Source organism: Halomonas huangheensis, from assembly GCF_001431725.1.
GTDB classification, from domain to species: domain Bacteria; phylum Pseudomonadota; class Gammaproteobacteria; order Pseudomonadales; family Halomonadaceae; genus Halomonas; species Halomonas huangheensis.
In genome coordinates, this window is the sequence record NZ_CP013106.1 from 1199474 (window position 1) to 1221236 (window position 21763).

The window sequence follows — 21763 nt, forward strand, 5'->3', positions numbered from 1 at the left end:
TTGTCAGTCTATTCGTTGTCAGACTACTGAAGATAAGCAGAGGGTAGGGGGAAACGCAATTACCTGCTGCCGGCCGACAGGTTGCTGAGTCTTGTGCTTCTTGATCAACGAGCCTGCCAGTAGCGTTGGTTATATCGGTGGTATCTGTAGGCTGGAATGAAGCAGGTTGCTGTATGCAATTGACAGGGCCGGCCGCCACACGGCACTATGCATCTCATGAACATTCAACTGACACATATTCCGGCGCAGTGGTGGCGCTCCTGACCAAGGGGCGGCTTTTGTGTGTCTGGAACATGCCGCCTGCGGGCGGCATTTTTGTGCCTGAACGTCTCCCCCGCATGGCTGGCATGGGTACATCGATCAACCCGGACAACTATCCGGGTAATGATTTGAATTAATATATTAATATACAGGGGGTTATGATCATGGCAGTGCTTATGCTCGACAACTACGATAGCTTCACCTACAACATCGTCCAGTATCTGGGTGAGCTGGGTGTCGAAGTTGTCACCCACCGCAATGATGCCATCACCATTGAGCAGATCGAGGCGCTGGCGCCGAGTCATATCGTCATTTCACCTGGTCCCTGTACGCCCAATGAAGCTGGGATTGCCATGGAGGTGGTTCGGCATTTCGCCGGTAAGCTACCGCTGCTCGGTGTCTGCCTCGGCCATCAGGCAATCGGCCAGGTATTCGGCGGCAAGGTTGTACGGGCACCTCAAGTCATGCATGGCAAGACCTCCGATATTCGCCACTCCAACCAGGGCGTGTTCAAGGGCCTTGACGATCCGCTGTCGGTGACCCGCTATCATTCGCTGGTGGTCGATCGTGATAGCCTTCCTGACTGCCTGGAAGTGACTGCCTGGACCGATGAAAGCGATGTGACTCCGGGGTTGATCATGGGAATGCGCCACAAGGAGTTGGATATCGAGGGAGTTCAGTTCCACCCGGAATCCATTCTGTCACGTCAGGGACATGAAATGCTGGCTGCCTTTATCCAGCGACGCTGAACCGAACGCCGACCAGGAGATAATAAAATGCAGATATCAGCAGCGATCGGCGCGGTGATGCGCCGCGAAAATCTCAGTTTCGACCAGGCTCATGCGGTCATGCGGACTATCATGACCGGAGAAGCGACCGATGCACAGGTTGCTGCCTTCCTGATGGGGATGGCAATGAAAGGTGAGGTTGCCGATGAGATCGGTGGTTGTGCCAAGGTCATGCGAGAGTTGATGACCCCGGTCACCCTTGATTGCGAGAACGTGGTGGATATCGTGGGTACGGGTGGCGATGGCGCGAACCTGTTCAATGTCTCCACAGCATCCAGCTTCGTCGCCGCAGCCGGCGGCGCCCACGTTGCCAAACACGGCAACCGGGGGGTGTCTTCGTCATCGGGTAGTGCCGACCTGTTCCAGGTCGCAGGAATCGGCCTGGACCTGAATGCCGAGCAGGTAGCGCGCTGCATCAATGATGTGGGAGTCGGCTTCATGTTCGCACCCAATCATCATCCGGCCATGCGCCATGCAATCGGGCCGCGCCGCGAGATGGGGGTGCGTACCCTGTTCAATATTCTTGGCCCACTGACCAACCCGGCTGGCGCCCCCAATCAACTGTTGGGAGTGTATGCTCCCGAACTGCTGCCCTTGATGGTAGAGGTGCTTCGACAGTTGGGTAGTCAGCATGTGTTGGTGGCGCACGCTGAAGATGGACTCGACGAGATTTCATTGGCTGCGCCAACACAGATTGCCGAGCTCAAGGATGGCGAGATTCACCGTTATACGTTGACGCCCGAGGATGTGGGGATTGAGCGTCAGTCTCTGGACTCGCTGAAGGTCAGAACTGCTGAAGACAGTCTGCGTCTGGTACAGCAGGCGCTGGTCGGTGAAGGGCCAGCAGCGGACATCGTGGCACTGAATGCCGGAGCGGCGCTGTATGCTGCGGATGTTGCAACGAGTCTCAAGGAAGGTGTGATGATGGCGCAAGACGCTCAGGCGTCGAAGCTTCCGCTGGAGAAGATGAAAGAGCTGGCCAATTTTACCCGAGTCTTTGCTCAATAAAGGAATATGACGATGACCAGTGCGCCGACCACTCTGCCCCGCATTCTGGCACGCAAGGACGAAAAAGAGCTGGCCAATTTTACCCGAGTCTTTGCTCAATAAAGGAATATGACGATGACCAGTACGCCGACCACTCTGCCCCGCATTCTGGCACGCAAGGACGAAAAAGAGCTGGCCAATTTTACCCGAGTCTTTGCTCAATAAAGGAATATGACGATGACCGGTGCGCCTATCATTATGCCCCGCATTCTGGCACGCAAGGACGAAAAAGAGCTGGCCAATTTTCCCCGAGTCTATGCTCAATAAAGGAATATGACGATGAACAGTGCGTCGACCATTCTGCCTCGTATTCTGGCATGCAAGGACGAAAAAGAGCTGGCCAATTTTGCCCGAGCCTCTGCTCAATAAAGGAATATAACGATGACCAGTACGCCGACCATTCTTCCTCGTATTCTGGCATGCAAGGACGAAAAAGAGCTGGCCAATTTTTCCCGAGTCTTTGCTCAATAAAGGTATATAACGATGACCAGTACGCCGACCATTCTGACCCGCATTCTGGCACGCAAGGACGAAGAGGTGGCCAGTCGCCAGCAACAGATCAGCGAACAGCAGTTGTTGGCGCGGGCCGCCGAGCAGAGTACTCCGCGTGGCTTCGTCGCTGCACTGGAACACTGTATCGATGAAGGGGATCCGGCGGTGATTGCCGAGATCAAGAAGGCATCACCATCCAAGGGACTGATTCGCGAGGATTTCCAGCCCGCCGAGATTGCCTCTCAGTATCAGCAGGGAGGCGCTGCCTGCCTGTCGGTGCTGACTGATGCAGATTTCTTTCAGGGGCATGAGGATTTTCTGATTCAGGCACGCGATGCCTGCAATCTGCCTGTGATCCGCAAGGACTTCATCGTCGATGGCTATCAGGTCAGTGAAGCGCGAGCCATTGGAGCTGACTGTATTCTGCTGATCGTGGCGGCACTCGAGGATCAGCAAATGAAGGATCTCCACCAGCAGGCCACCCAACTAGGCATGGATGTTCTGGTGGAAGTCCATGATGCGCTCGAGCTGGAGCGTGCTCTGGCGCTGGATCTGAGCCTGATCGGCATCAACAATCGTGACCTGCACACCTTCAATACGCGGTTGGAGACCACGCTGGAGTTGTTGCCGCGGGTCCCGGCTGGAGTCACGGTGATTACCGAATCAGGAATCAATACTCGCGACGATGTATTGCGGATGCGTGAGCACGATGTGCATGGTTTCCTCGTTGGTGAGGCCTTCATGCGTCAGGATGATCCCGGCGAAGGACTACGCAGTCTGTTCTTCTAGGGGGCCTGGGACCATCATCGTATCTCGCCTGTGCGTATCTCTCCTTTGCGTATCTCTCCTTTGCGTATCTCTCCTTTGAAAGTACCGGAGGCACGATCAGCCTGTGCCTCCGGACTGCGTTAGTCCCGCGTATCGACAGTCGGCACAAACACCCCCTTTCTTCCTCCTTACGCCACAACCCTGGTGCTGCACATGGCTTGCGGAGGGATGGGAAACCGGTATTGTGTGAAGTGGTAACGCCTGCCGCGGCAAGGTTTGCCGCCAACATACTGTCTATGGGGATACCACGTGATCGCCAGTTGGAACCACAGACTTCACAAGACAACAGTGAGTCGCCGTCTGGTGGCCGTGCTGTTGATCGTGTTGCTGTCGTTGCCAGGCCTGGTGGTAAATGCGTCGATGCATCCCTGTGTCGTCGACTGCGCGGTTGCCGAGTCCAATGCATTGGATGCCAGCGTGTCCGATGCCAACATGCCCCATGGCAGCGCATCCGGGTGCGCGAACTGCGTGACGTTACCGGTTACGTTACCGAGTTTTGCCGCTGCCCCCGAGCCCATGGCCAGTGCGCCTTTACTGGTCATGGTGGAGTATCTCCCTGCGCCTCCCAGGCGACCTCCCAGATCCTGACGCTTCGACAGACTTGCGGGTGAGAGGCCATTTGCCTGTCGCCGGTTACAGCTGAAAGCTACTCATTTCCGAATATTACGTCAGGAGTTACATGATGATGTTGACTGAATGCCTTGTCTGGATGTCCTCCGTAGGCTGGTTTGGTTGGTTGATGCCACTCAGCATGCTGTTGCTGGTCGGTCTGCTGGTCGCCGCACTGGTCAAGTTTCTGTTCTTCAACAGAGGCAACGTCGATACGGTAAACACCGCCATGGTTCAAGAAAACACAATCCCGGAGGATCGCCCATGAACCGCTATACCTATCCGCTGATGTTGTCCGCCACCCTGATGCTGGGCTCGGCCACGGCCCTCGCCGAAATGCCGGAAGAGGCCACACTCTACAAGCACCCCCAGTGCGGATGCTGCGATGAATACGCCAGCTTCCTCGAGGAAGAGACCGGTGTTGATGTTACCATCGTGGAAACGGTCGACCTGGAGCCGATCAAGGCGGATGCCGGGGTGCCCCATGGTCTGGGGGCCTGCCACACCATCGAGATGGGCAATTACGTGATTGAAGGCCATGTGCCATTGATGGCACTGCAGAAGCTGTTCGAGGAGCGGCCCGATGTTGATGGTGTTGGCCTCGCGGGGATGCCGGTAGGGACGCCTGGCATGCCAGGTGAGCAGCAGGCACCTTACGAGGTCTACACCTTCACCGATGGTAAAGGCACGCCTTTCATGACGCTCTAGGAGGCAACTGTCACCAGACTCCGGGTCGCTGCTGTATCGGGCCGGAGTCTGGCTGCTGATCCTGCTTGACGAGGCGTTCTGGCGTTGCCGACTCAGCTTGCTCGGCGCAGGGCGTCGAGCAGTGCTTGAAGGGGGTGAGGGAGTTGGCTGTCGGACAGACGCTTTGCCTGGCTGCGGCAGGAATAGCCTGTCGCCAGCAGCCGTCCCGACCCCCGGTGTTCATCGACCACCGGCTGCCAGGACTGGGCATAGATCTGCTTCGAGGTTGCCAGGTTGCGCGCTTCATGGCCATAGGTACCAGACATGCCACAGCAGCCGCTGGGTAGCGCCTCCAGTTGCAGGCCGAAGCGCTCGAACAGTTGTTGCCATGCTTTGGGGCTGCCGGGAGCCTGGGTCTTCTCGGTGCAGTGGCTCATCAATGAGAACGGCGCTTCGTCGCTGACATCAAGACCTGCGGGAACGATTCGCGGACCGAGAGACAGTAACCACTCCTGCAGCATCGAGACCTCCGGCACTTGCTCCTTGCCCAGCGTCTTGACGTATTCCTGACGGTAGATGAGCGTCATTGCAGGGTCGATCCCTACCAGCGGCACATCACTGTCGGCCAGCGCCTTCAGGTGTTCTGCCTGACGGCTAGCGGTACGCTCGAAGGCGCCGAGGAAGCCCTGCACGTTGAGAGGCTTGCCGTTGGGTCTGTAGGGTGTGACGAACACGCGAATGTCCAGCCGCGATAGCAACTCTACGATATCGGCGACCAGCTGTGCCTCGAAGTGGCTGGTGAAGGCATCCTGTACCAGCACTACGCTGTTGGCTTTCTGGCGTTGGGTCAGCCTGCTCAGTGCCACTGGCGTGGCCTCGGCCACTCCCCAGGCCTTGAGCAGCTTCTTGAGGCGTGCTCGAGAAAGGCGCGGACTGTCGACCATGCCCAGTCCATTGGCCATCAGGCGATCGATGAGACGGTTGTCGAGAGCGGCGTTATACAGCGGTGCCGCAGGCGCCAGCCAGGGAAGTAGAAATTCCAGCCCGCCGATCAGGTAGTCACGCAGCGGACGCAGGTAGCGGCCGTGGTAGATCTCGAGAAATTGGGAACGAAAGGTCGGCACGTTGACCTTGATGGGACACTGGCCCGCGCAGGACTTGCACGCCAGACAGCCGGCCATGGCGTCATAGACCTGGTGAGAGAAGTCGTCCTTGCCACGCATGCTGTTCATTGTTCGAGCGGGTAGATGGCGCAGGAACCCACCGAGCCCTTCGCTTTTCTTGCGTCGTGATTCCTCGACCACATCGATACCGGCCTGCCCCTGCAGTCGTAGCCACTCCCGCATCAGGCTGGCACGGCCCTTGGGTGAATGAATGCGGTCACGAGTGGCCTTCCACGACGGACACATGGCGTCGTTGGGGTCGTAGTTGTAACAGGCGCCGTTACCGTTGCAGTAGACCGCATCGCTGTGGACCTGCCACACCCGCTCGTCGATCTGGCGATCAAAGTCACCACGCATGGGCACTGCATCGATTGCCAGCAGGCCCGGGTCATCGCTGATCGCTGCGCTGGTATCGTTACCTTCGCCTTCGCGGTCAGCTCCCGCGGCATCGGGCGAAAGAATGAGTGGTGTGGCAATCTTGCCCGGATTGAGCTGGTTGTGTGGGTCGAATGCGCCCTTGAGTCGTTGCAGGCTGGGGTAGAGTTCTCCGAAGAAGCGCGGTGCGTACTCCGAGCGCACTCCCTTGCCATGCTCCCCCCACAGCAAGCCATGGTACTTCTGGGTCAGGGCGACCACAGCATCGGAAATTTCCCGGATCATGCGTTGTTGTGCCGGGTCCTTCATGTCCAGTGCTGGACGTACGTGAAGCACTCCGGCATCGACATGCCCGAACATGCCGTATTCCAGTTCATGGCCATCAAGCAGGGCGCGGAACTCGGCAATGAAGTCGGCGAGGTGTTCAGGGGGGACCGCCGTATCCTCGACGAAGGGTAGGGGGCGCTTCTCACCCTGGACATTCCCCAGCAGACCGACCGAGCGCTTGCGCATGGCATAGACCCGAGAGATCGCCGCACGGCCTTCTGCGAGGGTATAGCCGAGACGCGGAACACTAGCGTCCTGTTCGAGGTGACGACAGAAATCAGCGACTCGCTCGGCCAGGCGCTCAGGGTCATCATCGTTGAATTCAACCAGGTTTATCCCCGCAATGGCCGGCGCACTTTCGTCTCCTGTAGGGAAGAACTCGGCCACACTGTCCCAGACGAAATCCTCCATCGCCAGGTTGAGCACACGGTCATCGACGGTCTCGATGGAGGTGGGACGAGCGTCGCCACCCATCAGCGCCCTGGCATCGCGCAGAGCGTCCATGAAACTTGTATAGCGTACGTTGACCAGTGTCGAGTGCTTCGGGATCGGCAGTACATTGAGCACTGCCTCGTTGGTCAGGGCGAGTGAGCCTTCGGCACCGCACAGTACGCTGTTGAGATTGAAACGGCCGTCTTCCTCGCGCAGGTGGGCGAGGTCATAGCCGGTCAGGCAGCGGTTGAGCGGGGGGAAAATATCATCAATAAGCTGGCGCTGAGTATCGATAATCTCTCGGGCCATGCGATAGGCACGGCCGGAAGCCGAATCTTCAGTGCAGCGGCGCTCGAGTTCGTCCTCACCGATAGCCTGAGTGACCAGTCGTTCGCCCCCAATCAGAATGCTGTCGAGTTCCAATACATGGTGGCGGGTCTTGCCATATTCGCAGCTGCCCTGACCACTGGCGTCGGTGGCAATCATCCCGCCGAGGGTGGCACGGTTGGAGGTCGACAACTCAGGGGCAAAGAACAAGCCATGGGGCTTGAGGGCGGCGTTGAGCTGATCCTTGACCACGCCGGCCTGAACGCGCACACGGCGATTCTCGACATCGATCTCGAGGATCTGGTTCATGTGCCTCGAGACATCGACCACAATGCCATCGGTCAGCGATTGGCCATTGGTGCCGGTGCCGCCACCACGTGCCGTCAGGCGGATGCCATGAAAGCGTTGTTCACTGGCGAGGCGTGCCATCCGCTCCAGATCCTCCGCGTGGCGGGGGAACACCGCCGCCTGAGGCAGGCGTTGGTAGAGCGAGTTGTCAGTCGCCAACACGGTACGGTTGGCGTAATCCGGGGCGATCTCGCCCTCGAATCCTGTCGTCCTCAGGGCCTCGAGAAAGCCGATGTAGTTTTGATCCAGCTGGGGCGCGGTAGCGTTGGGCAGTGGTGCAATCATGGTCTCGGTCGATAAGCATTATCGGTCAAGGGCCGATAACTTTTTTCCTTTGGTGAAGGCACTGTACCCGAGTGCATGATGCGGCGCATCCAGCCTGGCGCCGATTTCCATCATATATGCGCCATGGATGTCACCTGACGATGGATGTCGCCAGGCGTCAGCGAGGAGTTGTCTGCGTTGCAGGAGGTGCTACTCGAGGCGCTTTTGCCTACAATGGGCCTCTGATCATTTTCCCTTGAATACTCAACAGGCGACGGACACAGATTCCATGCTCGATCCGAAACTGCTGCGCAGCGACCTTGACGCGGTCGCGCAACGATTGGCCACCCGCGGTTATGTTCTCGATACTGAACGGTTGTCCGCTCTGGAGTCCCGCCGCCGCGAGTTGCAGGTTGAGGCGGAACGCCTGCAGAACGAGCGTAATACCCGCTCAAAGGCAATTGGCAAGGCCAAGGCCAGCGGCGAGGATATTCAGCCGTTGCTCGACGAAGTCAGTGATCTCGGCGATCGTCTGAGTGCCGCCACGGCTGCGCTCAATGAAGTGCAGACGGAGAGCGATGACATCGCCGCAGGTATCCCCAATCTGCCGCATGAAAGCGTGCCGGAGGGGGCGGACGAGGATCACAACGTCGAAGTGGCCCGTTGGGGTGAGCCGCGCAGCTTTGACTTCGAGGTGCGTGACCATGTCGATATCGGAGCGAAGAAGGGCGACCTCGACTTCGACCTGGCCAGCAAACTGACGGGTGCGCGCTTCGCGGTGATGCGTGGCCCTGTGGCGCGTCTGCATCGAGCACTGACCCAGTTCATGCTCGATAAGCAGACTCTGGAGCACGGCTACGAGGAATGCTATGTGCCCTACATGGTCAACCGCGAGTCGCTGTTCGGTACCGGACAGCTACCCAAGTTTGGAGAGGATCTATTCCGCCTCGATGACGAGCGCGGTTTTCATCTTATCCCGACGGCCGAGGTGCCGCTGACCAACCTGCTGCGCGACGAGATTGTCGATGGCAAGGCGCTGCCGTTGAAGCTGACCGCACATACTCCCTGTTTTCGCAGTGAGGCCGGCTCTCATGGGCGTGATACACGCGGCATGATCCGCCAGCATCAGTTCGACAAGGTCGAGATGGTGCAATTGGTCGAAGCGGAGCGCAGCTACGATGCGCTCGAGGAAATGCGCGGCCATGCCGAAGCGATCCTGCAGGCACTCGAGCTGCCGTATCGTGTGGTGACGTTGTGCACCGGCGATATGGGCTTCTCTGCGGCCAAGACCTACGACCTGGAGGTCTGGCTGCCGAGTCAGGAAACCTATCGCGAGATTTCCTCGGTGTCCAACTGTGAGGACTTCCAGGCGCGTCGCCTGCGCGCTCGTTACCGCGCGGCGGGAGAGAAGAAACCGCAGTTGCTGCATACCCTGAATGGTTCTGGCCTGGCGGTGGGACGCTGCCTGATCGCGGTGATGGAAAACCATCAGAACGAGGATGGCTCGATCACCGTGCCCGAAGTGCTGCGTCCTTATATGGGCGGCGTCGAACGCATCAACTGATCCAGCAGCGACGTCACTCCAGGGACAGGTCGAGTGCTGAATGGCATCAACGCTTGCATATGGAAGCCCCCGACAGTGCAAACTGTCGGGGGCTTCTGCATCCAGCTACCGGGCTTTTGTGGGCGGTATTCTGGCGTAATTAAATCGACGGATCATTCACCGTCATCGGCAGTCGGCGCTTCGATTTCCCAGCGTACATTGACGCCAGCATCGATGGTGATGTTACCGGGCCGATACTCGGCACCGCCACTGCTGTCTGCCACTTCGGCACGCATGGCCATCATGCGCGGCTGATAGCCTTGATCGGCGACCTCGTTGATGCTGATGACATCGCCCAATTCAACACCGAGGCTGCCGGCCATCAGTTCGGCCTTGGCACGCGCACGTTCCAGGGCACGGGTCAGGGCCTGGTCATCGGCAGCTGACTGGTCTTCCAGGCCATAGGTGATGCCATCCAGAGAGTTCACGCCGGCCTTGGTCAAGGCATCAAGGATGGTGGGGACTGAAGACAGGTCAGAGATGGACAGGCTGATCGGGCGCTCCAGGCGTGTGCGTACCATGGGCACCGGTGCTTCGTCGTTACCTTGCGGACGGTGCAGGACTTCCTGCTGGACATGCAGCGAACCGGCATTGATGTTATCGCTGGACAGACCAGCGGCCTCCAACGCCTCTACCAGTTTGGCCGCACGATCTTCCAGACGTCCACGTGTCTCGGCCAGCTCGTCGCCCTGGTGTCCTTGATCAGATTCCTGAGGGGTGGCGGGTGTCAGTTCCCATAGGCGAGCACTGAGGACGGCTTCGTCGGGCGCGACATCCACTTCGGCAGTGGCCTGAACATCGATGAAGCGTGAAGATTCTCGAGGCTCGGCCATGGCCTGGCTACTGATCAGGGCAGCGCCCAGCGCAGCTACCAATGCCAGGTGATTGAAAGGGCGCGTCGTGTAGTGTGCGAGAGAGCGGGTCATGAGAACCTCCTTGTGATATGCGCGATTGACAGGGTAGTCGATGCCGACCCTGCTTAGCTGGGACGCCCGGAGAGCAACGTGGTTCCAGTGCTGACGGATATTGCATACTCTTTGCATGCTTCAGGACTGATTTTCTGGGGCCACGGGCGGCGATTATCTCTCGATACAGAGGGGGTGGGTGACTTCCTTCCTTTGTGCTGAAACGATAGTCGCGGCATGATGGCATCCTTCTGACACAAGATGATCTGACCATGGACGAGCAAGTTTCGGAAGATGAAAAGGCGCTTCCTCTCAACCTGACACTGACGCTGGCAGCGTTGGTGATCATCATTGCCGGCATGCGTGCGGGGGCGGGGTTGCTGGTTCCTGTAATACTGTCGCTGTTCATTGCGGTGGTGTGTACGGCGCCGGTGCAATGGCTTCACCGGCGAGGCCTCGGGATTCGACTGTCAGTGTGGCTGACGTTGATCGTGATTGGTGGCTTCATCGGGTTGTTGGGGCTATTGCTGGTCAACAGTGTGGGGACTTTTGTCGATGCGCTGCCGGGCATCGAGGACAAGCTTTACCAGTACTATCTGCGCATCCTCGATAGTCTGGCCAGCATGGGGCTGGCTATCGATACTCAACGCCTGGCGGAGTTGGTCAACACCGAACAGGTAGGTGGTTGGATTCCCGGTCTGCTGGGGCAGTTGGGTAATCTGATGATGCAGAGTGTCGTCGTTGGGCTGATGGTGCTGTTCCTGATGTTCGAGACCCTCAATTTTCGTGACAAGCTGTCGCGTGCTCTCGCCAATCCTGCCCCGAGCCTTGCTCGCTTCGGTGAGTTCAGTCAGACCCTCAAGCGCTATCTGGCCGTCAAGACTGTGATCAGCCTGATTACCGGGGTGCTGGTGTGGATCGCCTGTATGATACTGGGGGTCGACTTCCCGCTATTGTGGGCAGTGTTGGCCTTCGCACTGAACTATATTCCCAATATCGGCTCAGCGATTGCCGCGGTCCCCCCGGTGCTCCTCGTACTGGTATCACCGGATGGCGGTGTGGCGCAGGCACTGCTGCTCAGCCTGGTTTACCTGGTGATCAACTTCGTGATGGGCAACTTGATCGAGCCACGAGTCATGGGGCGAGCACTGGGGCTCTCGACCTTTGTCGCGTTTCTGTCGCTGGTAGTGTGGGGATGGATTCTGGGCGTGGTCGGGATGCTGTTATCGGTAGTGCTGACCATGACGCTCAAGATTGCGCTGGACAGCCATCCTCAGACACGCTGGATGGCCCACCTGCTGGGGCCTGCTCGTGGCGGAGCGGTGGAGGATGCGAGTCGGCCGCTGTGGGAGAGGGCGAGGCGGAGTATTTCGCGTAAGGATTAGATCCTCGAATGATCACGTCCAGAAACGGTGATCAAGTCCAGAAACGGTGTTCAAGTCCAGAAACGACAACGCCCCGCAAAAAGCGGGGCGTTGTCGAATATGTCTACCGAGATGCGTTACCGCGGTATGGCTCAGGCGTTCTGTTCGATGAACTGAGTCAACTGAGACTTGGATTGAGCTCCGACCAGGGATGCGACCTTGGTGCCGGATTTGAACAACATCACCGTGGGTACACCGCGGACACCTTGCTCTGCGGCGATCTCGGGAGCATCGTCAACATTGATACTGACTACCTTCAGTGACCCGTCACGCTCCCCGGCGACCTCGTCGACCACCGGAGCCATTACCTTGCACGGTCCGCACCAGGGCGCCCAGAACTTCAGCAGAACAGGAGACTCGGATTTGAGAACTTCCTGCTCGAAGTTGGCGTTGGTGACATCGACGTTATTGGCCATGTGAATCTCCGTTATACGTTGCGCTTCATCGAGCGTTTTGGGGACACAATCTGTCATGTCCGGTGGGACGATGTTATCCGTCGGCCCGATGGCTGGCAAATATTGCATCAATAGCTTTTGTCATTCGTTGCACTGACAGCTACATTTTTATTCTATATGCTATAAAGTAATCAGTGGAAAGTTTTTTATGGCACTTTTTCATTGGGACCTGTCATCGAGGCTTGCCGGTGAGGCACACCCTTTGAAGATTATGCCATTGCTGCGCGGGCCTGCCGCGCCTGCTCGAGGAGTGAGAGTCGGTCATGAAATTACAGCAGTTGCGCTACATCTGGGAGGTTTCACGGCACAACCTGAATGTGTCGGCAACCGCTCAGAGTCTGTTTACCTCTCAGCCCGGTATTTCGAAGCAGATTCGTCTGCTTGAAGACGAGTTGGGGGTCGAGATTTTCGCGCGCAGCGGCAAGCATCTCACTCGTGTCACCCCTGCCGGGGAGGCGATTATCGAGTTGGCCGGCCAGGTGCTGCGGCTGACTGCCAACATCAAGGATGTTGCGCAGGAGCATAGTGATGAGCGTCGCGGCAGTCTGTCAATTGCGACGACTCACACTCAAGCACGCTATTGCCTGCCTCCGGTGATTCACTCCTTTACTCAGCACTATCCCGAAGTCGCTCTGCATATGCAGCAGGGGACTCCACGGCAGATTGCCCAGATGGTCAGCGAGGGACAGGCGGATTTTGCCATTGCCACTGAGTCACTCGAACTGTTCAACGATCTGGTGTTGCTGCCTTGCTATCGCTGGAACCGTTGTGTGCTGGTACCACGAGACCATCCATTGGCTCAATCCTCCAGGCTGACTCTGGATGAGCTGGCTCGCCATCCGTTGGTGACCTATGTCTTCGGCTTCACCGGACGCTCCCAGCTTGATGATGCCTTCCGCGCCTGCGGCCTGTCGCCGAATGTGGTGCTGACTGCAGCCGATGCCGATGTGATCAAGACTTATGTGCGTCTTGGTATGGGAGTAGGCATCGTCGCTCATATGGCAGTCGATGAAGCTCTGGATCATGACCTGGTGGCACTGGATGCCAGCCACCTGTTCGAGAGCTCGACGACCAAGATCGGTATCCGTCGCGGTACCTTCATGCGCGGCTACATGTACGATTTCCTGCAGGGCTTTGCCGCGCATCTGGATCGTGATCTGGTGGATGCCGCGCTGGCCGCAGGACCTCGCCATGAGCACTCGCTGTTCGAGGGCATTGAGCTGCCGGTACGCTAGGGGTGATCTGATCAACTCAGAGCATCTCTGGTACAAGACCCTCCGTAGAATCCTCAGTACAGAACCAGAGAGGCCCTTCCATGATCGGAAGGGCCTCTCTGGTTCTGGCTTGCTGATCTGGCGATCAGCCGCCTGAATCAGTGCTGCAGGTGGAGACCACACTCACGCTTGGCCTCGACCTTGGTCGGGTCGAAGTAGTCGAATTCGTTGGGAAGGTCGTGGGTCTGCAGATACTGATAGAGATCCCGTGCAGTCCAATTGAGCAGCGGAGCGATCTTGAGCAGGCCGTCGGCATTGCGTGACACTGGCGCCATAAGTGCCCGTTCCGGTGTGTCTTCAGCGCGCAAGGCGGTGAACCAGACATCCGGGGCCAACTCGCGCAGCGCGCGATTGAAGGGCTCCAGCTTGACCTCTTCGGTAAAGGCCGCGTGACGGGGATCGTCGATATTCGGGGCGAGTCCTTCCACCGCCTCCCGATGCGCTCGCGTACGCTTCGGCAGATAGGTGATCAGGTTCAGATCGAGGCGCTTGACCAATGCATCTGCAAAGCGATAGGTCGCGTCGGTGTTGTAGCCGTGATCCATCCATACGATAGGAATATCCGGCCGTTGGGAGGCCACCATATGCAGGATGACCGCTTCGAACGGGCGAAAGTTGGTGGTGCAGATGGGCTGGCTGCCCTGTTCGAGTGACCAGCGAATCAAGGCCGCGGGATCGCTACCGAGGTCGCGGTTGATGATGTCGAGTTGCTGTTCCATCAGGAAGCTCCAGAATGATGCCATTCGAGAATGGAGTTACCCTACCAGAGCCGTGACGGGCTTCCCCAATACCGATTTAGCGGTCATTTATTCCTGTTGGTTTTAACAGCTCCTTTTCTTATGCTTCGTCATGCGGCTGTGACGGTGCCGACAAGGCCGCCATGAGATGGCCGATCTTGGCCAGGGTTTCGGCATACTCTTCTTCGCCATCGGAGTCAGCAACCAGGCCTCCACCACCCCAGATATGCAATTGCCCCGCATCGGCCACCAGACTACGGATGGCGATCGAGGTGTCCATATGGCCGCGCACATCGAGATAGCCAAGGCTACCGCAATAGGCACTGCGCTGGTCGGGCTCCAGTTCATCGATGATCTGCATGGCGCGGACCTTGGGAGCTCCGGTGATCGAGCCACCAGGGAAGGCGGCCTCCAGTAGTTGCAGTGGAGTGGTGGTTGGACTCAGTTCTCCACGGATGACACTGACCAGGTGGTGGACATTGGCGTAGCTCTCCAGGCCACACAGCTGCGGCACCTGAACGCTGCCCGGCCGACAGACACGCCCCAGGTCGTTGCGCAACAGATCAACAATCATCACGTTCTCGGCACGGTCCTTGAGACTGGCGGTCAGTTCGGCGGCGAGCTCGGCATCCTGCTGCGGCGTCGTGCCGCGTGGTCGTGTGCCCTTGATGGGGCGTGTTTCGACCCGAGAATTGCGACACTCGATAAAGCGCTCCGGCGACAGCGAGAGAATGGCTTGCTGCTGCTGATCTTGCTGCCAGGCCATGTAACCGGCAAAGGGCGTCGGCGTGGCCTGCCGCAATTGCAGATAGGCCTGCCACAGGTCGCCCTGGAAGTTGGCACTGAAGCGTTGGGCGAGGTTGATCTGATAACAGTCACCGGCGCGAATATAACGCTGCACGCTGGCAAAGCGTTGCTGATACTGCTCGGCGCTCAGGTTGGCACTGAAGTCAGAGGTTAGATGGAAGGTGGTGGCTGGCGGTTGAACCTTCAGCCATTGCTGCACTTGATGGCGGCGTTCAGCGGTCGCGACCAGCCAGCTCTGCTGGAGTTGGTGGTCCTGTATCAGGGCCCAGTCGTAGAGTCCGACCCGCGCGAGGGGCAGGGAGACGACTCGGTGGGATTGCTGGCCGACGGGTTCGAGATGACGGCCGAGGTCATAACTCCAATAACCGATCAGTCCTCCAAGGAAGGGCAGTTCGCTGTGGGGAACGCTATAGGCAAGACCTTCGAGCAGGCGCTGCTGCGCAGCAAAGGCGTTGCCATCAACCCTATGCCCTCGGGAGTCGAACGAATGGCCGTGCTGGTCGACTGTCAGAGCTTCCAGCGGATCACTGGCCATGATATCGAACCGCCCACCCGGTGCGCGGGGGCGGCCACTATCCAGCAGCACCGCGCCCGGGCGCAGCCGCAGAGCCTGGAAATAGCTCAGCGGGTCGTCATGGTAGGGCACGGTAACGATATCGAGCACTGGGTTCATGCTGAGCCTCTGCGGTTTGCGGCGCATCATTCTAGGCAAAGCATCGGAAAATGTCTGCGCCGACACAGAGGCATATTACCCACTTTCTACCAACGGGCTCAGGCGGAAGGGTAGTTTACGAATGGGGCGCCATATGGGGCTCTCGTTGGCGTTGCTCGGAAGATTGTCGACACTTGTGCCTTTTTGGCATTCATTGTCTACAACCAATGATGTAGACGATGGCTGACATACGGCCATTGACCCGTGTATCGTGCTGTCATACATTTCTTTCACGCAATCATTGTCGACAATGCCTCATGGATACTCCTGATTCCGATACTACATCCATCCCTGAAGTCCGTACGCTTGCGGAGCGGGTTTTTCACCAACTGCAGGATGCCATTGTGCGCGGTGAACTACCGCCTGGCAGCAAGATTACCGAGCCGGGTCTGTCGAAGGCTTACGGGATCTCGCGTGGCCCGCTGCGTGAAGCCATGCGACGCCTGGAAGCGCATCGCTTGATCGAGCGCGTGCCGCATGTCGGTGCGCGGGTCGTCAAGTTGTCGATGAAGGAATTGATGGAGCTGTTTGATGTGCGTGAGGCGCTCGAGAGCATGGCCGCACGTATTGCAGCAGAGCATATGACGGCGGCTGAGATTGCCGGTCTGCGTGAGGTTCTCGCGATGCACGAGCAACAGTCCGACCTGGCTCGCGGTGAAGCCTACTATCAGCGCGAGGGTGATCTCGATTTTCACTATCGCATCGTGCAGGGCAGCCACAACCGCATGTTGATGGCGTTGTTGTGTGACGACCTCTATTACCTGGTACGTATGTACCGAACGCAGTTCAGTGCTAGTGGTAGTCGTCCTCAGCGCGCTTTCGTCGAGCACCATCGTATTGTTGATGCCATCGAGGCCGGAGATGCCGAACTGGCCGAGTTGCTGATGCGTCGCCACGTCGCTGCGTCCAGAGAGAATGTGTTGGCGCGTTATGCCGCCTCTCTGGAAGGTGATGATCAACCCAGTGTGGTCAGTCGGCCGTTGGTGGCGCCTGGCCACTGAATTTTATCCAGACCTGTTCACTACAACTGTTTGTTGGAGACCCCAATGCCCCAGATGACGCCAGGTGCGCGATTCCGTTCCGCCCTCGAGGCCAACCGACCACTGCCGATTGTTGGAACCATCAATGCTTATACGGCCATGTTGGCCGAGCGTGTTGGTCACCAGGCGATCTATCTCTCCGGGGGTGGGGTGGCCAATGCCTCTTTCGGTCTTCCTGACCTGGGCATCACCACCATGAACGATGTAGTCGAAGATGCTCACCGAATCTGTGGTGCCAGTGATCTACCGCTACTGGTGGACATCGATACCGGTTGGGGCGGGGCCTTCAATATTGCTCGCACGGTCAAGGAAATGCAGCGTGCCGGAGTTGCGGCCGTGCATCTCGAGGATCAGGTGGCACAGAAGCGCTGTGGACACCGTCCCAACAAGGCCATCGTCTCTCAGCAGGAGATGGTGGATCGAGTCAAGGCGGCCGCAGATGCTCGCATCGACCCGGACTTCTATCTGATTGCGCGTACTGATGCTTTCCAGAAGGAAGGCCTGGATGCCGCGATCGAGCGGGCCAACGCCTGTATCGAAGCTGGCGCTGATGCCATCTTTGCCGAAGCTGTGCACACCCTCGATGACTATCGCGCCTTCTGCGAGCGGGTTCGGGCGCCGATTCTGGCCAACATCACCGAGTTTGGCGCAACGCCACTATTCAGCCAGCAGGAACTCACGGAAGTGGGGTGCCGCATGGTGCTCTATCCGTTGTCGGCTTTCCGCGCCATGAATGCTGCGGCGCTCAAGGTATACCAGAGCATCCAGGATAATGGTCATCAGCGCGATGTGGTCGATACGATGCAGACCCGCGAAGAACTGTATGACGTACTCGGCTATCACGATTTCGAGCGCAAACTGGACGCGTTGTTCGCCGAGAACGGCGGTCAACAGGACTGAGCTACGAGCTATACGATGTTTGTATCAAGACTTACACAATAAAGAAGACAGGAGTCACGCCATGGTAGATAAAACCCTTGGAGGCGCAGGCCTGCGTGGTCAAAGTGCCGGTTCCACCGCACTGTGTACGGTGGGCCAGAGCGGGTCAGGACTGACCTATCGCGGTTATGACATCGAGGAGCTGGCGGAAAAGGCCCGTTTCGAGGAAGTGGCCTATCTGCTGCTGAAAGGCAAACTGCCCAACCAGGCGGAGCTGGATGCCTATATCACCAGGCTCAAGAGCCTGCGCGGGCTGCCTCAGGCGCTGCGCACGGTGCTCGAGCAGATTCCGGCCGACGCTCACCCGATGGATGTCATGCGTACCGGGGCTTCGATGCTGGGTAACCTCGAGACCGAAGACAGTTTCGAGCAGCAGCAGGATGCATCGGATCGCCTGCTGGCAGTGCTGCCGTCGATCATCTGTTACTGGTATCGCTTCAGCCATGATGGCGTGCGTATCGACACCGAGACGGATGATGAATCCATCGGTGGCCACTTCCTGCATATGTTGCGTGACGAGCCGGCTTCGGAGCTGCATGCACGGGTCATGAACGTATCGCTGATCCTGTACGCCGAGCATGAGTTCAATGCTTCGACCTTTACTGCACGGGTCTGTGCTTCGACGTTGTCGGATATGCATTCCTGCGTGACTGGTGCCATTGGCTCCCTTCGAGGACCGCTTCACGGTGGGGCCAATGAGGCGGCCATGGCGATGATCCAGGACTGGCAGAGTGCCGAAGAAGCCGAGCGCGAGACGCTGGGCATGCTGGAGCGCAAGGAAAAGATCATGGGCTTCGGGCACGCCATCTATCGTGAGTCCGACCCACGCAACGCGATCATCAAGCAGTGGTCGAAGAAGCTCTCCGAGGATGTCGGTGACACTCGCCTGTATGACGTCTCCGAGCGTGTCGAGGCGGTGATGTGGCGGGAGAAGAAACTGTTCTGTAACGCCGATTTCTTCCATGCCAGCGCCTATCATTTCATGGATATTCCGACCAAGCTGTTCACCCCGATCTTTGTCTGCTCGCGGGTGACAGGCTGGTGCGCGCATGTCTTCGAGCAGCGCGAGAACAATCGCATCATCCGCCCGAGCGCCGATTACACCGGCCCCGAGCACAGCGAGTGGGTGCCGATCGAGCAGCGCCGCTAGACCTCAGGCCCGGAACGACGCCGCAGGCGTCGGTTTCGGGCCATCCAGTCCCCGGCCACTCTCCGCACCGTCGACCATAATGCCAATGCCGCATCGCCATGAATGAACTCATGAGCGTGTGGCGACCGACTCCGTGACCCGCCGACATGAATACTGACTATCGCAAGCCCTTGCCCGCTACAGGGCTCGACTATTTCGACACCCGTGAGGCAGTCAATGCCATCGCTCCGGGCGCCTATGAACGTTTACCTTATGTCTCGCGCATACTTGGCGAGCAGCTGGTGCGTCGCTGTGATCCCGAGTTGCTCACCGATGCACTTACGCAGCTGATCGAGCGCAAGCGCGACCTGGACTTTCCCTGGTATCCCGCCCGCGTGGTGTGCCACGACATCCTTGGCCAGACCGCGTTGGTGGACCTCGCTGGTCTGCGTGATGCGATTGCCGAGAAGGGCGGTGATCCGGCCAAGGTCAACCCGGTGGTGCCGACGCAACTGATCGTCGACCACTCGCTGGCGGTGGAGCACGCCGGTTTTGATCCCGATGCCTTCGACAAGAACCGCGCCATCGAGGATCGCCGCAACGAGGATCGCTTCCACTTCATCGACTGGACTCGCACCGCGTTCAAGAATGTCGATGTGATTCCTGCCGGCAACGGCATCATGCACCAGATCAATCTGGAGAAGATGTCGCCGGTGATTCATGCTCGCTCGGATGAGAGTGGCAGGAAGGTAGCGTTCCCGGATACTTGTGTCGGCACCGATAGCCACACGCCGCATATAGATGCACTGGGTGTCATAGCAGTAGGTGTTGGTGGTCTGGAAGCCGAGAGTGTGATGCTGGGACGCGCCTCGATGATGCGCTTGCCGGATATCGTCGGTGTTGAACTGACCGGGCGACGCCAACCGGGGATCACCGCTACCGATATCGTGCTGGCGTTGACCGAGTTCCTGCGTCAGCAGAAGGTCGTTGGCGCCTGGCTGGAGTTCTTCGGAGAGGGGGCGTCGAGCCTGACCATCGGTGACCGGGCGACGATTTCCAACATGACGCCGGAGTATGGTGCGACGGCAGCGATGTTCTACATCGACGAACAGACCATCGACTACCTCAAGCTGACCGGGCGTGAGCCCGAGCAGGTCGCGCTGGTCGAGCACTATGCCCGACACACCGGCTTGTGGGCCGATAGCCTCGAGGCCGCAGAATACGAGCGGGTACTGACCTTTGACTTGTCATCTGTAGAGCGAACTCTCGCCGGCCCGTCCAATCCCCACCGTCGACTGCCGACGTCGGCGCTCGCCGAGCGTGGCATCGCCGTGAACCTCGATCGGGCGCTGGAGGAAGAGAAGGCCGGACGGATGCCGGATGGCGCGGTGATCATCGCCGCGATCACCAGTTGTACCAATACCTCCAATCCACGCAATGTCGTGGCTGCTGGCCTGGTGGCGAAGAAGGCCAATGAATTGGGACTGGTGCGCAAGCCGTGGGTGAAATCATCCTTCGCCCCCGGCTCCAGAGTGGCGCGTCTGTATCTGGAAGAGGCCGGACTGCTGCCGGAGCTGGAGAAGCTGGGGTTCGGCATCGTCGCCTACGCCTGCACCACCTGCAATGGCATGTCGGGTGCGCTGGAGCCGAAGATTCAGCAGGAGATCATCGAGCGTGATCTGTATACCACGGCGGTGCTGTCCGGTAATCGCAACTTCGATGGTCGTATTCATCCTTATGCCAAGCAGGCCTTCCTCGCTTCTCCGCCGCTGGTCGTGGCCTACGCCATCGCCGGAACGGTAAGGTTTGATATCGAGCAGGATGCCCTGGGCTACGATGCGGATGGCAATGCCGTCACGCTCAAGGACCTATGGCCGTCGGATGCGGAGATCGATGCCATTGTCGGCGAGCACGTCAAGCCCGAGCAGTTCAAGCAGGTCTACATCCCGATGTTCGACCTCGGCGCGGTCGAGGAGGCCGAGAGCCCTCTCTACGACTGGCGTCCCACCAGCACCTATATTCGCCGCCCGCCCTACTGGGAAGGCACCATGGCCGCAGAGCGTGCGCTCAAGGGCATGCGTCCACTGGCGATCCTGCCTGACAACATCACCACCGATCACCTGTCGCCGTCCAATGCCATCATGGCGGACAGCGCGGCGGGTGAATATCTGGCGAAGATGGGCTTGCCGGAAGAGGACTTCAATTCCTATGCCACACACCGTGGCGATCACCTGACCGCGCAGCGTGCGACCCTTGCCAACCCCAAGCTGTTCAATGAAATGGTCCGGGATGAGGACGGCAAGGTCGTGCAGGGATCACTGGCACGTGTCGAGCCGGAAGGCAAGGTGACGCGCATGTGGGAAGCAATCGAGACCTATATGCAGCGTGGTCAGCCATTGATCGTCATCGCCGGTGCCGATTATGGCCAGGGCTCGTCGCGGGATTGGGCGGCCAAGGGCGTGGCACTGGCCGGGGTCGAAGCCATCGTCGCGGAGGGCTTCGAGCGCATTCACCGTACCAATCTGGTCGGGATGGGTGTGATGCCGCTGCAGTTCGAGGAAGGCACCACGCGCCACAGCCTCAAGCTGGATGGCACTGAAACCTATGATGTTGAAGGCCAGCCTGCGCCAGGGGCTTCACTGGTATTGGTGATCCAGCGTGCCAACGGCGACAGCGAGCGCGTTCCGGTGATCTGTCGCCTCGATACCTTCGAGGAAGTGTCCATCTATTCTGCGGGCGGCGTGTTGCAGCGCTTCGCCGAGGATTTCCTTGAGTCGGAGGTCGCCTGAT

At 58.7% G+C, this 21763-nt stretch carries 18 protein-coding genes; 12 read left to right on the forward strand and 6 right to left on the reverse strand.

The features are described from left to right. Positions 1 to 425: 425 nt before the first annotated feature. The 3 genes from AR456_RS05460 to trpC all read left to right on the forward strand — a co-directional run bounded on the left by AR456_RS05460 (position 426) and on the right by trpC (position 3377). A complete protein-coding gene (locus AR456_RS05460) occupies positions 426 to 1010 on the forward strand; it encodes an anthranilate synthase component II (RefSeq protein WP_031208566.1) in 585 nt (194 codons plus the stop codon). Between the two features lie 27 nt (positions 1011 to 1037). Further along, the gene (gene trpD, locus AR456_RS05465) at positions 1038 to 2057 is read left to right on the forward strand and encodes an anthranilate phosphoribosyltransferase (protein WP_021820357.1); all 1020 of its coding nucleotides are present in this window, start codon (positions 1038 to 1040) and stop codon (positions 2055 to 2057) included. A 522-nt stretch (positions 2058 to 2579) separates the two neighbouring features. Then, positions 2580 to 3377 carry an indole-3-glycerol phosphate synthase TrpC gene (gene trpC / locus AR456_RS05470; RefSeq protein ID WP_021820362.1) on the forward strand — a complete coding sequence of 266 codons (798 nt, stop codon included), beginning with the start codon at positions 2580 to 2582 and terminating at the stop codon, positions 3375 to 3377. Positions 3378 to 3691: 314 nt separating this feature from the next. Here trpC and AR456_RS05475 read toward each other — a convergent pair whose 3' ends face one another. Beyond that, the gene (locus AR456_RS05475; protein ID WP_021820363.1) at positions 3692 to 3958 is read right to left on the reverse strand and encodes a hypothetical protein; all 267 of its coding nucleotides are present in this window, start codon (positions 3956 to 3958) and stop codon (positions 3692 to 3694) included. Between the two features lie 137 nt (positions 3959 to 4095). Between AR456_RS05475 and AR456_RS05480 the strand changes: the two genes are divergently transcribed. Continuing rightward, the gene (locus AR456_RS05480) at positions 4096 to 4293 is read left to right on the forward strand and encodes a hypothetical protein (RefSeq protein ID WP_155829331.1); all 198 of its coding nucleotides are present in this window, start codon (positions 4096 to 4098) and stop codon (positions 4291 to 4293) included. Next, on the forward strand, positions 4290 to 4733 hold the full coding sequence (locus AR456_RS05485) for a DUF411 domain-containing protein (RefSeq protein WP_021820365.1): 444 nt from the start codon (positions 4290 to 4292) through the stop codon (positions 4731 to 4733). Before AR456_RS05480 ends, AR456_RS05485 begins: the two co-directional genes overlap by 4 nt. A gap of 92 nt (positions 4734 to 4825) precedes the next feature. On the opposite strand, the gene ydiJ is transcribed toward AR456_RS05485, so the two are convergent. Further along, a complete protein-coding gene (gene ydiJ / locus AR456_RS05490) occupies positions 4826 to 7969 on the reverse strand; it encodes a D-2-hydroxyglutarate dehydrogenase YdiJ (RefSeq protein ID WP_021820366.1) in 3144 nt (1047 codons plus the stop codon). A 268-nt stretch (positions 7970 to 8237) separates the two neighbouring features. On the opposite strand from ydiJ, the gene serS reads away from it, so the two are divergent. Continuing rightward, positions 8238 to 9512: a serine--tRNA ligase gene (gene serS, locus AR456_RS05495; protein WP_021820367.1), complete on the forward strand. Its 1275-nt coding sequence runs from the start codon at positions 8238 to 8240 to the stop codon at positions 9510 to 9512. A 152-nt stretch (positions 9513 to 9664) separates the two neighbouring features. Here serS and AR456_RS05500 read toward each other — a convergent pair whose 3' ends face one another. Further along, positions 9665 to 10477 carry an SIMPL domain-containing protein gene (locus AR456_RS05500; protein WP_021820368.1) on the reverse strand — a complete coding sequence of 271 codons (813 nt, stop codon included), beginning with the start codon at positions 10475 to 10477 and terminating at the stop codon, positions 9665 to 9667. Between the two features lie 251 nt (positions 10478 to 10728). On the opposite strand from AR456_RS05500, the gene AR456_RS05505 reads away from it, so the two are divergent. After that, entirely contained in the window at positions 10729 to 11841 is a 1113-nt protein-coding gene (locus tag AR456_RS05505) for an AI-2E family transporter (protein ID WP_021820369.1), read from the forward strand. A 131-nt stretch (positions 11842 to 11972) separates the two neighbouring features. Here the strand turns inward: AR456_RS05505 and trxA are convergent, their stop codons facing one another. Then, the gene (gene trxA, locus AR456_RS05510; protein WP_021820370.1) at positions 11973 to 12296 is read right to left on the reverse strand and encodes a thioredoxin; all 324 of its coding nucleotides are present in this window, start codon (positions 12294 to 12296) and stop codon (positions 11973 to 11975) included. A gap of 302 nt (positions 12297 to 12598) precedes the next feature. Here trxA and cysB point away from each other — a divergent pair, with 302 nt between their 5' ends. Continuing rightward, on the forward strand, positions 12599 to 13570 hold the full coding sequence (gene cysB / locus AR456_RS05515; RefSeq protein WP_021820371.1) for an HTH-type transcriptional regulator CysB: 972 nt from the start codon (positions 12599 to 12601) through the stop codon (positions 13568 to 13570). A 137-nt stretch (positions 13571 to 13707) separates the two neighbouring features. On the opposite strand, the gene AR456_RS05520 is transcribed toward cysB, so the two are convergent. Both AR456_RS05520 and pabB read right to left on the reverse strand, forming a co-directional pair. Next, a complete protein-coding gene (locus tag AR456_RS05520; protein ID WP_021820372.1) occupies positions 13708 to 14328 on the reverse strand; it encodes a phosphoadenosine phosphosulfate reductase domain-containing protein in 621 nt (206 codons plus the stop codon). A gap of 118 nt (positions 14329 to 14446) precedes the next feature. Further along, positions 14447 to 15826, reverse strand: a complete 1380-nt coding sequence (gene pabB / locus AR456_RS05525; protein WP_021820373.1) for an aminodeoxychorismate synthase component I — start codon at positions 15824 to 15826, stop codon at positions 14447 to 14449. Between the two features lie 296 nt (positions 15827 to 16122). Between pabB and AR456_RS05530 the strand changes: the two genes are divergently transcribed. From AR456_RS05530 to acnD, 4 genes are all read left to right on the forward strand, one after another. Continuing rightward, on the forward strand, positions 16123 to 16866 hold the full coding sequence (locus AR456_RS05530) for a GntR family transcriptional regulator (RefSeq protein WP_021820374.1): 744 nt from the start codon (positions 16123 to 16125) through the stop codon (positions 16864 to 16866). A gap of 45 nt (positions 16867 to 16911) precedes the next feature. Continuing rightward, on the forward strand, positions 16912 to 17805 hold the full coding sequence (gene prpB, locus AR456_RS05535) for a methylisocitrate lyase (RefSeq protein WP_021820375.1): 894 nt from the start codon (positions 16912 to 16914) through the stop codon (positions 17803 to 17805). Between the two features lie 61 nt (positions 17806 to 17866). Continuing rightward, positions 17867 to 18994: a bifunctional 2-methylcitrate synthase/citrate synthase gene (gene prpC, locus AR456_RS05540; RefSeq protein WP_021820376.1), complete on the forward strand. Its 1128-nt coding sequence runs from the start codon at positions 17867 to 17869 to the stop codon at positions 18992 to 18994. A 146-nt stretch (positions 18995 to 19140) separates the two neighbouring features. Next, positions 19141 to 21762 (forward strand): Fe/S-dependent 2-methylisocitrate dehydratase AcnD, encoded by a 2622-nt coding sequence (acnD, locus tag AR456_RS05545; RefSeq protein WP_021820377.1) that lies wholly within the window; start codon positions 19141 to 19143, stop codon positions 21760 to 21762. Position 21763: the final 1 nt, after the last annotated feature.